Source organism: Mesorhizobium sp. WSM4823 (assembly GCF_055811195.1).
The window spans coordinates 104,130-117,260 of sequence record NZ_JBVVQL010000002.1 but is presented as its reverse complement, the minus strand read 5'-3'; the positions used below and the strand labels follow the sequence as shown (position 1 = coordinate 117,260).

The 13,131-nt window shown below is 64.0% G+C and carries 11 protein-coding genes; 6 read left to right on the top strand and 5 right to left on the bottom strand.

All coding sequences use genetic code 11. The features are described 5' to 3' along the window. The gene (locus AC0L26_RS05415; protein WP_473631637.1) at positions 1-1,893 is read right to left on the bottom strand and encodes a branched-chain amino acid ABC transporter ATP-binding protein/permease; all 1,893 of its coding nucleotides are present in this window, start codon (positions 1,891-1,893) and stop codon (positions 1-3) included. Continuing rightward, complete coding sequence (locus AC0L26_RS05410; RefSeq protein WP_473631636.1) at positions 1,893-3,059, bottom strand: NAD(P)/FAD-dependent oxidoreductase; 1,167 nt, start codon at positions 3,057-3,059, stop codon at positions 1,893-1,895. The genes AC0L26_RS05415 and AC0L26_RS05410 overlap by 1 nt, the downstream gene beginning before the upstream one ends. 146 nt (positions 3,060-3,205) lie before the next feature. Between AC0L26_RS05410 and AC0L26_RS05405 the strand changes: the two genes are divergently transcribed. The 5 genes from AC0L26_RS05405 to AC0L26_RS05385 are packed head-to-tail and all read left to right on the top strand — an operon-like array spanning position 3,206 to position 8,214. Continuing rightward, positions 3,206-4,159, top strand: a complete 954-nt coding sequence (locus AC0L26_RS05405; RefSeq protein ID WP_473631635.1) for a MurR/RpiR family transcriptional regulator — start codon at positions 3,206-3,208, stop codon at positions 4,157-4,159. Continuing rightward, positions 4,156-4,803: a cysteine hydrolase family protein gene (locus tag AC0L26_RS05400; protein ID WP_473631634.1), complete on the top strand. Its 648-nt coding sequence runs from the start codon at positions 4,156-4,158 to the stop codon at positions 4,801-4,803. The genes AC0L26_RS05405 and AC0L26_RS05400 overlap by 4 nt, the downstream gene beginning before the upstream one ends. Beyond that, entirely contained in the window at positions 4,800-6,119 is a 1,320-nt protein-coding gene (locus tag AC0L26_RS05395; protein ID WP_473631633.1) for a type I glutamate--ammonia ligase, read from the top strand. The genes AC0L26_RS05400 and AC0L26_RS05395 overlap by 4 nt, the downstream gene beginning before the upstream one ends. Continuing rightward, positions 6,119-6,901 carry an N-formylglutamate amidohydrolase gene (locus AC0L26_RS05390; RefSeq protein ID WP_473631632.1) on the top strand — a complete coding sequence of 261 codons (783 nt, stop codon included), beginning with the start codon at positions 6,119-6,121 and terminating at the stop codon, positions 6,899-6,901. Before AC0L26_RS05395 ends, AC0L26_RS05390 begins: the two co-directional genes overlap by 1 nt. Continuing rightward, positions 6,898-8,214, top strand: coding sequence for an aspartate aminotransferase family protein (locus AC0L26_RS05385; protein ID WP_473631631.1), 1,317 nt, complete (start codon positions 6,898-6,900; stop codon positions 8,212-8,214). The genes AC0L26_RS05390 and AC0L26_RS05385 overlap by 4 nt, the downstream gene beginning before the upstream one ends. A gap of 42 nt (positions 8,215-8,256) precedes the next feature. Here the strand turns inward: AC0L26_RS05385 and AC0L26_RS05380 are convergent, their stop codons facing one another. Then, complete coding sequence (locus tag AC0L26_RS05380; protein ID WP_473631630.1) at positions 8,257-8,943, bottom strand: D-lyxose/D-mannose family sugar isomerase; 687 nt, start codon at positions 8,941-8,943, stop codon at positions 8,257-8,259. A gap of 139 nt (positions 8,944-9,082) precedes the next feature. Between AC0L26_RS05380 and AC0L26_RS05375 the strand changes: the two genes are divergently transcribed. Continuing rightward, positions 9,083-10,141, top strand: a complete 1,059-nt coding sequence (locus AC0L26_RS05375; RefSeq protein WP_473631629.1) for a D-TA family PLP-dependent enzyme — start codon at positions 9,083-9,085, stop codon at positions 10,139-10,141. 44 nt (positions 10,142-10,185) lie between these two features. Here AC0L26_RS05375 and AC0L26_RS05370 read toward each other — a convergent pair whose 3' ends face one another. Next, the gene (locus AC0L26_RS05370; RefSeq protein ID WP_473631628.1) at positions 10,186-10,938 is read right to left on the bottom strand and encodes a heme ABC transporter permease; all 753 of its coding nucleotides are present in this window, start codon (positions 10,936-10,938) and stop codon (positions 10,186-10,188) included. A gap of 96 nt (positions 10,939-11,034) precedes the next feature. Further along, positions 11,035-12,807 (bottom strand): glucan ABC transporter ATP-binding protein/ permease, encoded by a 1,773-nt coding sequence (locus AC0L26_RS05365; protein WP_354493825.1) that lies wholly within the window; start codon positions 12,805-12,807, stop codon positions 11,035-11,037. Positions 12,808-13,131: the final 324 nt, after the last annotated feature.

The window sequence follows — 13,131 nt, the reverse complement described above, 5'->3', positions numbered from 1 at the left end:
CTATGCGGTTTCACTTGTGGGCGTTTCGTTGGCAGGCGTTTCGTTGGCAGGCGTTTCTTTTCCGGTCTTGGCGCGGGCGGTGCGGCTGCCGAGATAGGCGGCGATGACGGCAGGGTTCTTCTGCACCTCGGCCGGCGTGCCATCGGCGATGACGCGGCTATGGTCGATGACGACGATGCGTTCGCACAGGTTCATCACCAGCCGCATGTCGTGCTCGATCAGGACGACGCCGATGCGCCGCTCGGTGCGGACGGCAGAGAGAATCGAAACCAGCTCGGCGGTTTCGACCGCGTTCATGCCGGCGGCGGGCTCGTCGAGCAGCAGGAAGCGCGGCTTCAATGCCAGCGCCCGCGCCACCTCCAGCCGGCGGCGCTGGCCATAGGCGAGCCTGGCCGCGGGCTGGTCGGCAAATTTTTCCAGGCCCATGCGCGAAAGCTCGCGCATGGCGGCTGCCTCGGCACTGGCAAGGTCGGGCTCGACCGAGCGGGCGGCGACCACGACATTTTCCAGCACGGTCATCTGCGGGAAGACGCGGATGTTCTGGAAGGTGCGAGCAACGCCCGAGCGGGCGAAGCGGAAGGCCGAGGCTCGTTTCACCGAGCCGCCGATCGACACGCTGCCGGCACTCGGCTCGACGTCGCCGGCCAGCATGTTGAGCAGGGTCGTCTTGCCGGCCCCATTTGGGCCGATGATGCCGGTGATGCTGTCGGTTTCGAAAGCGAGCGTGACGTCGTCTACCGCAACAACGCCGGCATAGCGCCGCGACAGATGGTCGGCAGACAGCCGGTCGTGCTTGGCGTATACCAGAGGCGCAGCCGGGACCGTTGCGGCTTGGCGGCCGGGCCGGCGCAAAAGGTTCAGCTCGCGCTCGCCGAACAGGCCGGTCGGCCGCCGCCAGATGACCAGGATCATGGCGATGGCGAGCACGCCCTGGGTCAGACCGAACAGCACCGGCAGATGCAGGCCGAACACCTCGCCGCCACCCTCGAAGCGACGCACCACCTCGATCACGACGATGGTGACGACAACACCGGCAAAAGCGCCGAGCGAGGAGCTCATGCCGCCGACGATGAGCATGGCAAGCAAGGTGAAGCCGAGGTCGAAATAGAAGTCGCGCGGCGAAAAGGCGCCGAGGAACTGCGCCATCATGGCGCCGGCGGCCATGGCGGCGACCGCGCCCACTACCCAGGCGGCCAGACGCGAGGTGCGCTGGTCGATGCCGACAGCGGCGGCACCCCGCTCGTCATTGGCAGCGGCGCGGGTGGCAAGGCCAAAGCCGGTTTCCCGGAAAAGCCTTGCCGCCACAAGCGTCACCGAAGCGACGCCGATAGCGGTCCACAGCCCGACCTCGCGCGGTACGCCGTAGAAGGGCTGACTGCCGCGAGTGATCTCGCGCCCGGCAACCAGCAGCGTGTAGACGATGATCAGCATGGCAAGCGTGGCGATAGAGGCGCTCGACCCGGACAGCCTGAGCAGAGGCGTGCCGGTTAGCAGGCCGATGACGATCGCAAGGACAATGACGACGGCGAGTGCAGCGAAGAAGGAGAGTTCATAACCGGCGAGAAACTGCGGCAGATCGCGCAGCGCGGTGCGCTGAAGTGCGGCCGGCATGGTCAGGATGCCGGTGGCATAGGCACCTAGACCGACAAAGGCCGCGTGGCCGAAGGAGACGATGCCGCTGTTGCCGGAAAATATCTGCAGGCCGAGCACCGCCGTCAGCATGATCGCGGCATAAGTGACGACGCGCTGCATGGCGACGCCACTGAAGAAGAAGACAATGAGCGCCCCCAGCAGCAACACCGCCACCATACAGAGGGCATCGGCTGAGGCGTTGCGAAACGCGGCCGGCATCAACGACCGCGCCCTGCCCTCGCTCATCGCCGCCGATGCCATCAGGCGGCCTTGAAGCGGCTGGGCGAAAACGGCGCCAGGATCGGCTGGGCGCCTTCGGTGACTAGTCTTGCCACCGCCTCGCCGACCGCCGGGCCGGTCTTGAAGCCGTGGCCCGAGGAGCCGGCCGAAACGAACAGCCCGTCGATATCAGGCATGGCGCCGATCACCGGCAGGTCGTCGGGGCTCATGTCGTAAAGCCCGGCATAGCCGGGGCGGATGCCGAGATCGGCCATCGCCGGCACGCGCGTCGCAAAGGTCTCGAGGATCTCGACCGATTCCGATTCCTCGACGCCTTCCATGTAGTCGTCGGGATTTTCGACGAAACGCGGACGGCCCGCGTGCTCATGACGCAAGCCGGTGCCGCCGCCGGCCCAGGTGCCGGCAAGGATGACGCCGTCATTGTCGGGCCGTGCATAATTGCAGGAGATGTCGTCGCACCAGGCGAAAGGCATGACCTGGCGCGCCTTGCCGGCGGCGTCGAGCACGGCCATCGGATGACGCTCGACATGGAGCGGCAGATCGAGACCGACCGTCGCCAGCAAGCGGCGCGTCCATGGTCCGGCGGCAAGCACCACGGCATCGGCCTTCAGCACGGTCCCGTCGGCCAGCGCGACGCCGCTGATACGATCGTCCTCTTTCACCAGCCGTTCGACGAGGCTGTTCTGCATGATCCTGGCACCGCGTGCCTTGGCGGCGCGGGCAATTGCATTGGTGGCGCCGAAGGCGTCGGCATAGCCGTATTCTGGCTCCCATAGCGCCAGCGCGACATTGTCCAGCGCAAAGCCCGGCGCGGCATCGGCGAAGGCTTGCGGCGACAGCGTCTCGATCAATGCGCCCTCGCCGCGAATCCGTTCGGCGGCAGCCTTCCAGCTCGCTTCATTGTCGTTGCCGCAGACCCACATCATGCCGACTTCGGTGACGAAGGAGCCTTCGCCAGCGATCTCCGGCAGTGACACCAATATCTCGCGGCCACGGATGGCAAGCTGCGACAGTTCCGGTATCAGATAGAAGGCGTGCAGCAGCGCAGAAGACTTGCCGGACGGGCCGCCGGCGGGATGCGTCTGCTCGACAAGCGTCACCGCCACGCCGGCCGCGGCCAGATGATAGGCAGCGCTCGATCCAACGATACCCGCACCGACGACAATGACGTCGTTTCCATTCCGCATGGCTGTTCCCCACAGTCTCTTGGCTGCTTTCCGTCAAAGCTAAGACCAGTCGTCTGGCTATGTCAACATCTCTTCATTGTTGACCGAAATTAAAATCTCTGTAATAAACTCCACACAACGAGAGAACACGGATTTCGGGGAGGCCAATGGCGATACGCGACGTTCTGATGCGCGGGGATCTTGCGTTGACGCCGTCGGAGGAAAAGATCGTCCGGCTGCTTCTGACCGACTATCCGACCTCCGGCCTCGGCACCGCTTCATCACTCGCCCGGCGCGCCGGCGTCAGCGACCCGACCGTGGTTAGGCTGGTGGTGAAGCTCGGCTATGATGGCTTTCCGGACTTCCAGGCCAAGCTTCTGGCCGAAGTCGAGGCCAGGCTGCATTCGCCGCTGCTGATGATGGAGGCCAAGCGGCCGACAGGCGCGGAAGACAGCGCCATCCTCGCCTATCTCGGCTCCGTCGGTGCCGCGCTCGAGAAATCTATCAGCCTGACGCCGTTGCAGAGCTATGAGCGCGCCGCCCGTTTGCTGATGGAGACCAAGGGCGAGGTGGTCATGCTCGGCGGCCGTTTCAGCCGTCACATCGCCAGCATGTTCGCCGGCTACATGCTGCAGTTCAGGCCTGAGGTGTGCGACCTCGGCACGTTGTCGGCACAGGCATTCGACACGCTGGCCGATCTCGGTCGCCGCGACGTGCTCGTCGTCTTCGATTATCGCCGCTACCAGTTCGATGTCATCGACTACACCAGGCAGGCGGCGGCGCGCGACGTACGCATCGTGCTATTCACTGACCAGTGGCTGTCGCCGATCGCCGATCTCGCCGAGGTCACCATCGTCAGCCCGCTGGAAGTCGCGTCCCCCTACGACACGCTGGCGCCGGCGATCGCACAGATGGAGGCGCTGGTCGCCCATATCGTTTCCACGCTGAGCGATGGCGCCCGCGAACGCATCGAAAGGCTGGAGGAGGTGCGGCATGCGAATGCCGTGACCCTCGACAGTGCCGGCCCCGACGACACCGGAGCGCGCAGAATGCCCGGTCCCAAATCAGCCCAACCCAAATCAGGCCAATCCAAATCAGCGAAGCAGGATCAGAAAGCATGACGCAGATGTTGCCAAAACGAAACGAGCCGTTCCGGGCCGGCGAAACCGCGCTGCTTCTGGTCGACATGCAACGTGTCTGGCTGGAGCCGGGCGCCGATCCGGGGCACCCCGAACGCGGCCCTGAGCATTATTTCTACAGGCAGACATCGTCGCAGACGATCCCCAATCAGGAGCGTCTTTTGGCGGCAGCTCGCGCCAACGGCGTCGAGGTCATCCACACCATCATCCAGAGCCTGACAAAAGACGGCCGCGACCGCTCGCTCGACCACAAGCTGACGCCGATCCATATCGCTCCCAGCCTGCCGGAAGGCCTGCCGGTGCCGTCGCTGGCGCCGGTCGGCGACGAGATCATGCTGCCGAAGACGTCGTCCGGCATCTTCAATTCGACCAATGTCGACTACGTCCTGAAGAACCTTGGCGTGCGCTACCTCGTCGTAGTCGGCATCATGACCGACCAGTGCGTCGACATGACGGTGCGCGACGGCGCCGACCGCGGTTATCTCGTCACCTGCGTGTCGGATGCCTGCGCCGCGGCGACGCAGGAACGCCACGACATCGCGCTCAAGGCGTTCGGCGGATACTGCTGGGTCACAGACACGGACGAGGTCGTCGCCCGCTTCGAAGCCTTGGGAAAAGCTGCATGACTTCGACAGTCGAACCGCTCGTTGCCGTCGTCACCACCGATCTGTCCGCGATCACGCGCGGCCGCTCGGTCGTCGAAAGCAAGCTGCAGAAGATCGCCGCCACCGGCGTCGGCTGGCTGCAGGCCAATCTGTCGCTGACACCGTTCAATTCCATCGTCGATCCCAACCCCTGGGGTTCGTCCGGCGATGTGCGGCTGGTGCCTGACCTCAACGCCCGTTTTCGCACGGCATTGACCGGATCGGCGACGCCGTTCGACATGGTCGCCGGCAACATCGTCGAACTCGACGGCAGCCCGTGGGTCGGTTGCACGCGAACCATGCTCAGGGATGCGCTGGCGGAGTTGAAGGCGGCAACCGGGCTTTCCGTCATCGCCGCCTTCGAACATGAATTTCATATCGAGGGCGACTTTGTGCCGGGGCATTCGCTGTCGTTTCAGGCGCTGCGGCGGACCGATCCCTTCGCGCCCAATCTGATGGCGGCGCTGGAGGAAGCCGGCGTCGCGCCAGAAGTGGTGATCGCCGAGTTCGGCAACGAGCAGTTCGAGGTGACGCACGAGCCGGCCGATGCGCTTGCGGCGGCCGACCGCGCCGTCTCCATCCGGGAAATCACCCGCGAAGTCGCACGCAATGCCGGCTGGCGCGCCAGTTTCACGCCGAAAGCCGCTCCCGACGCCGTCGGCAACGGCCTTCACATCCATTTCAGCTTCATCGATGCGGCCGGCAAGCCGGCGACCTACGATCCAGCACGACCGGGCGGTCTTTCCAGCCAGGCCGGCGCCTTCTGCGCCGGAGTGCTGCGCCATCTGCCTGGTATCACCGCCATGACGGCGGCGAGCGTGTCGTCCTATTACCGGCTGAAGCCGCATACCTGGAGTTCTTCCTACACCTGGCTTGCCGATCGCGACCGCGAGGCGTCCTTACGTATCTGCCCGACGGTAACGATCGGCGGGCGCGACCCGGCACGGCAATACAACATCGAATACCGGGCGGCCGACGCTACCGGCAATCCCTATCTGTCACTGGCGGCGATCATTCGGGCCGGCCTGGAAGGGCTGAAGGCCAAGCTGCCGACGCCGCCGCTGGTCATCGGCGACCCGACGGTGATGAGCGAGGCGGAGCGCAAGAAGCTCGGGCTCGTACGCCTGCCTGAAACCCTCCCGGCGGCGCTCGACGCGCTCGCCGCCGACAGCACCGTTACCGGATGGTTCGCACCGGTGTTCGTCGAGACCTTCCTCGGCCTCAAGCGGCATGAAACCGAGCGCCTCGCCGGCCTCGACCCGGTGGCCGTCTGCGACCTCTACCGGACGCTTTATTGATGGCTACCCAGCCTGCACATGCCGACCAGCCTCGAAAAGAGTGGCCGGCCGCCGTCGACGTGCTCAACGAGAATGGCCGGTCCGATATCGTGCTGTTGTGCGAGCATGCGTCCAATCACATTCCGGCGGAGTATGGACAGCTGGGGCTCGATATCGGCCATCTGCAACGTCACATCGCCTGGGATATCGGCGCCGCCGAAGTGACGCGCCGCCTGTCGGTGCTGCTCGATGCGCCGGCCTTCCTCAGCGGCTATTCCCGGCTGCTGATCGACCTTAACCGGCCGCTGGGCACCAATGGCAGCATTCCGGTGCTCTCCGAAGACACCGATATTCCCGGCAATATCGGGCTCGATCCGTCCGAGCGGGCACGTCGCGCCGAAATCATGTTCGCGCCTTTCCATGATCGGGTGGCCGCCCATCTCGACCTTCGGGCGAAGGACGGCAGGCCGACGCGGATCGCGACGATCCACAGCTTCACGCCGGTCTTCCTCGGGGTTCCCAGGCCCTGGCATGCCGGCGTGCTTTACGATCGCGCCGGCGATTTCGGTGAAACGATCCTCACCGGCCTGCGCAACGACACAGCCCTCAACGTCGCGGCGAATGTGCCTTACGTGATCAGCCGCGATGCCGACTACGCCGTGCCCATCCATGGCGACGATCGCGGCATTGCCGCCGTCCTCATCGAGATCCGGCAGGACCTGTTGGCGAGCCGCGCCGGCATCGAGGCATGGGCGAACCGCCTGGCCGCCGCCTTGCCCATGCAGAGGGAGAAGGCGTCATGAGCAATCTCAGCCTGCGCGAGCGCGACGCGGCAACCATCGCCCAAATCGGCAAGCTGCGTTTCTCCCCGCTGAGCGTCGTCGGCGGCCGAGGTAACCGGCTGATCGAGGAAGGCGGCCGCTCGCTGCTCGACCTGTCCGGCTCGGCCGGTCCGGCCATTCTCGGCTACGGCCACCCGGCGATCGTCGAGGCGGTCGAAGCCTCGATCCGCGACATGGCCGGCGCCAGTCTCTTGCTCTATCCGAACGAGCCGGCCGTGTCGTTGGCCGAGCGCTTGCTGGCGATCACGCCCGGCAATGGCGAGCGCCGCGTCTGGTTCGGCCATTCCGGCTCGGACGCCAATGACTGCGCCGTGCGCGTGCTGCAGGCCGCAACCGGCCGCTCCCGCTTTATCTCCTTCATCGGCTCCTATCACGGCAACCTCTCCGGCTCGATGGGCATCAGCGGCCATACCGCCATGACCCACACGCTGCCGAGGCCTGGCGTGCTGTTGCTCCCCTACCCCGATCCCTACCGGCCGCACTTCAGCGCCGAGGAGGTTCTGGCCCTCCTCGATTATCAGTTCGAGACCACCTGCCCGCCGCATCAGGTCGCGGCCGTGTTCATCGAGCCGCTGATGTCGGATGGCGGGCTGATCGTGCCGCCGCCCGGCTTCCTCAAGGCGCTTGAAGAGCGCTGCCGAAGGCACGGCATCAGGATCGTCGTCGACGAGGTCAAGGTCGGATTGGCCCGCAGCGGCATGATGCATTGCTTCCAGCATGAGGGCCTGACGCCTGATCTCGTCGTGTTCGGCAAGGGTATCGGTGGCGGCCTGCCGCTGTCGGCCGTGATCGGCCCGAAGGAGATCATGGATCACGCACCGGCCTTCGCGCTGCAGACCACAGCCGGCAACCCGGTGGCGACATCAGCTGGCAATGCGGTGCTTAAAACGATCGAACGCGAGGAGTTGGTCGAGCGTTCGGCGCGCGTCGGCGCGCTGTTCTCGAATACGCTCAAAACGCTCGCCGCAAAACACGAGATCATCGGCGACGTGCGCGGGCGCGGCCTTGCCGTCGGCGTCGACCTGGTCAAGGACCGCAAGACGCGCGACCCCGTCGCGGCGACGACGACGGCCAAGATCATCTATCGCGGCTACGAACTGGGCGCGGCCTTCACCTATGTCGGGCTGAAGGCCAATGTGCTCGAATTCATGCCGCCGCTGACGCTGACCGAAGATGAGGTTGCCGAGGGCGTGGCGATCGTCGACCAGGCGATCGCCGATGTCAGCGCCGGCAAGGTCTCAGACACCGATGTCGCGTCCTTCATGATGTGGTAGCGGGGGCCAGCTGAAGGGCGGCGCGCCCGCCATTGGGAAAAGCTATCCCACCCACTTCTCATAGTCGGACACCAGCAGGTGCAGCGGCGCGACGTCTTCGTCGATGTCGGCGAAGCGGCCGATCGGTTCGCGAAAGACATTGTCGGTGAGATCGTCATTGACGGTCGACACCTCGCCGATCAGCACATCCTTGCCCTCGGCCCAGAAGGCATGCCAGACGCCGGGCAGCAGCGTGACGCTCTGGCCTGGGTCGAGCTTCAACAGCCCGCCCGCCGGCAGCCTGTGGATGGTTCCGTCGACAGGCACCGATACCTCGGCCTTCGGGTCGATGCCGCCATCGCGATCGTGCATGAACAGTTCCAGCACCAGCCTGCCGCCACCACGGTTGATGATGTCTTCGGCCTTGATGTTGTGGCGGTGCATCGGCGACAGCTGATCCTTGCGCGAGATCATGATCTTTTCGGCATAGAGCATGCCCATGCCCTTCTTCATGTCCTCGTAGCGGCCGTTGCGAACGGTGAACAGGAAGAGGCCGAGATCGTTGAACTTGCCCTGGCCGTAATCGGTGATGTCCCAGCCAAGCCGGGAGGAGAAGATGGCCGACGAATCCTGCCGGCGCGCCTTCATCTCTTCCGGCGACCAATAGGCGAAGGGCGGCATGATGTAGCCGAACGAGCGAATGAAGGTATCGGCATCGCGGATGATGTCGTTGACAGTGGAACGTTTCATGGTCGTGATCCTTCTTCAGGCGGCGCCTACAGCGCATAACCGAACACCGCTCCGGTGTCGACGTAAAGCGCATGCTGGCCTCATGACATCCGGTTCGATCAAGGCCATAAGTCCAGGCAAATCCCAAGGGCGACAATCCATGCTGAGCATAGACGACCTCGATACGCCGGCCATCCTGATCGATATCGACCGCGCCGAAGCCAATATCGCGCGGGCGCAGGCCCATGCCAACCGCCACGGGCTGAAGCTCAGGCCACACATCAAGACCCACAAACTGCCTTACTGGGCCAAGAAGCAGATCGCAGCGGGCGCTGTCGGCATCACCTGCCAGAAGATCGGCGAAGCCGAGGTGATGGCTGATGCCGGTCTCACCGACATTTTTCTCCCTTACAACATTCTGGGCAAGGCCAAGCTGGAGCGCCTCAAGGCGCTGCATGGCCGTGTGACCCTGTCGGTGACATCAGACAGCGTGGAAACGCTTGCCGGGCTCGATGCCACCTTCACCGATCCAGGCCAGCCGCTACAGGTGCTGGTGGAGTGCGATACCGGCATGGGCCGCTGTGGCGTCCAGTCCGCCAGCGAGGCGGTCGCATTGGCCAGAGAGATCGACAAGGCCAAGGGGCTCGCCTTCGGCGGGCTGATGACCTATCCGGCGGCAGGCCGCGCTGCCGAAGCCGAGACGTGGCTCGCCGAGGCGCGCCAGGCGCTCGCCGCATCAGGCCTTGCCTGCGAACGCATCTCCAGCGGCGGCACGCCGGATATGTGGCGCTCGGGCGAGGACAGCGTCGTCACCGAATACCGACCGGGCACGTACATCTATCTCGATCGCTACCAGGTCGCCAAAGGCGTCGGAAGCCTAGACGATTGCGCGCTGACGGTGCTGTCGACCGTGGTCAGCCATCCGACACAGGAGCGCGCCATCCTCGACGCCGGCAGCAAGGCCTTGTCCAGCGACACACTGGGGCTTGCCGATTTCGGCGAATTGCTGGGTATTCCCGGCGCGAGGGTGACCGGCCTCAGCGAAGAGCATGGCACTGTCACGCTTTCAGGCGAAACAAAACTTCGCATCGGCGAGCGCGTGCGCGTTGTGCCAGACCATTGCTGCGTCGTCACCAACCTGTTCGACGAGGTGCATCTGATCGACGGCGACAAGGTGCTTCAGACGCTGCCGGTGGCGGCGCGCGGTCGCATGGGGTAGCGCTTCAACTTCCTAAACGCTGGCGGGAAGGAAATCGACGGAACTCAGTTAGCCTGTCTCGCCGCGACACGGCGCATGGAGATGACGCGACGACGCAGGATTTCCGTGCGCATCGCCATCAGATGCAGCGCGAAGAACAGCACGGTAAAGCCGAGAGCCATCACCAGCAACGGCCGCAACAGGCTGGGATCGATGGTCGGCCCGCCGAGCCGGAACACCGAAGCCGGCTGATGCAGAGTGTTCCACCAGTCGACCGAGAATTTGATGATCGGGATGTTGATGAAGCCGACCAGGGTGATGATTGCGGCGGCCCAGGCGGCACGCGCCGCATCGTCGAGTGCCCGCGTCAGCGCGATGATGCCGAGATACATCAGAAACAGCACGAAGACCGAAGTCAGCCGCGCATCCCACACCCACCAGGTGCCCCACATCGGCTTGCCCCAGATCGAACCGGTGATCAGTGCGAGTGCCGTAAAGACGGCGCCGATGGGTGCCGCGGATTTCAGCGCGACATCGGCCAGCGGATGGCGCCATACCAGCGTGCCCAACGCGGAAACCGCCATCAGCGTGAAACACATCATGGCCAGCCAGGCGAAGGGCACATGGATATACATGATGCGCACTGTTACGCCCTGCTGGAAATCCTCCGGCGCCGTGAAGCTCATATAGAGCCCGGTGGCCAGGAGAAGCGTAGCGGTGGTCGCCAGCCACGGCACCAGCCTGTCAGCCAGCCCGACAAACCGCGTCGGGTTGGCGAAATCCATCCAGCCGCTGAGGCGTGAAGTCAGGTCACTCATGCGGCTTTACAATAAACCGACGATGCGTTTGGGGCAATCGAGTGGTGGTGTCGCAGGCGAGGCTTTCCCTTCTCCTCACGGGAGAAGGGAAAGAACTCAGGCGGCCTCGCCCGTGATGGTGCGGCTGAGGCGGCGGACTTCCTCGTCGTTGAGCAGGCCGCCGGCGCGCAGCAGGCTGGCGAAGCGGCCATTGCGCATCGACAGTTCGGCGAAGCCGCCCATTTCGACCACCCTGCCCTTGTCCATGAACACGACCAGATCGGCATCGCGAACCGTGGTCAGGCGGTGGGCGATGATGAAGGTGGTGCGGCCGCGCCGCAATTCGTCGATCGCTTCCTTAACGCGGTCTTCCGTCTCGACATCGAGCGCGCTGGTCGCTTCGTCGAGCACCAGGATGGGCGCGTCCTTGAGTACGGCGCGCGCGATCGCGATACGCTGGCGCTCGCCGCCTGAAAGCTGTCCGCCGCGTTCGCCGACGACCGTGTCGTAGCCGTTGCTCTTCGACAGGATGAAATCCTGCGCGGCCGCGGCATTGGCGGCTGCATGGACCTCATCGTAGGTCGCCTCGGCGCGCCCGACACGAATATTGTCCTCGATCGAGCGGTTGAGCAGGCCCGCATCCTGGAACACGGTGGCGATCGAATGGCGCAGCGACTTGCGGGTCACTGTGCGGGTATCGATGCCGTCGATCAGGATACGGCCGCTGGATGGCGCAAAGACGCGCTGCAAAAGATTGATGAGCGTGGTCTTGCCTGCGCCCGTCGGACCGACGATGGCCACCGTCTGGCCGGCATGGACTTCGAATGACACGTCGTGCACGCCCTGGCCCGAATTGGCGAATTCGAAGCTGACGTTCTCAAAACGCACATGACCGGTGACATTGCCGAGGTCACGCAACCCGTCCGGCTCGGCGGCGTCGGCCGCGGAGTCCTCAAGGCGATAGAATTCCTCGAGCTTGGCCCTGGCTTCCGAGATCTGGTTGGCAAAGGCCGACATCTGGTCGAGCCGGGCGATCAGCAGCGTGGCAAAGCCGGTAAAGGCGATGACGTCACCGATACGCAATTGGCCATGCATGACCAGATAGGAGCCGATCAACAATACGATCATCATCGAGATGGTCGAGGACAGGCGGTGCAGAGCGTTGGCCAATGCCCACCAATCGAGCACCGGATACTGGGCATCAAGCAGATTCTTGACATAGCGCTTCAACGCGTCGGTCTCGTGGCCGATGCGATTGTAGCTCTGCAGCACAGCGACATTGCTGACCGAGTCGCTCACATGCGCGAACACCTTGTGGAAGTGCCGCTCGACCGACGCTTGGCCTTCCCTGGTGCGACGCATCACCAGCCGCCCGATTCCGACATACAGCGCGCCGAGCGCCAGCAGGACCATCGACATGCGAACATCCATGCTGAGCGCCGTCGGCACCAGCAGAACCAGCGCGACGACAGTGGACAGATGCTGCCTCATGAACTCGAGCCAGAGGCTGAACAAGGTTTCGACCGCGCGCAGAAGCGTATGCAGCGAATTGGAGGTGCCGCGCTGATGATGCCAAGCAAGCGGCATGGTGATCACGCGCTCGAACGACTGGCATAGAACCTCGCTGCGGCGTGCATGGGCAAAGCGGTCGGCGCCGCGCGCCACCAGAACGAAGGCGACGACGTTGAAGACGCCGATACCGGCCCACACCGCGAGCGTCGAAAAGACCGAGCCCCCGTCCGAAATAGCATCGATCACCCGTCCGAACATGATCGGCTCAAGGATGGCGATAATGGCAAGCGCGACATTCGCCCCGCAGATAAACGCCACGCGTTTCCTGTCGGCAGCGAGATAACCGAGCGCTCTCCAGTAGATTTGCAGAAGGGACACTTCAGCTACTCCGGCAAATTGTTATTGTGCACTGCATCATTTTCTGACTCGTACCTGTTGACGTGTCGCGAAACAATGCTCGTTTACCCCTTCAGTTCCCAATTCGCGAACAAAAGATGGCGACGCTGCGAAATCTGTCGTGATCACCTAACGGTTTGAGAAAAAAGGTAAAATGTCAGCGTTGCGGCAAAATCATGGCAGGCTCCAAGCACTGCCGCAATTTTAATCAGCAAATGGTTAGGTACGAGTTTCTACAGCCTGCATCGGCTTTTCGGAAAGCTGATGCGCGGTAGAATTGCTAGAACATCCTTAAACAATGCGCGT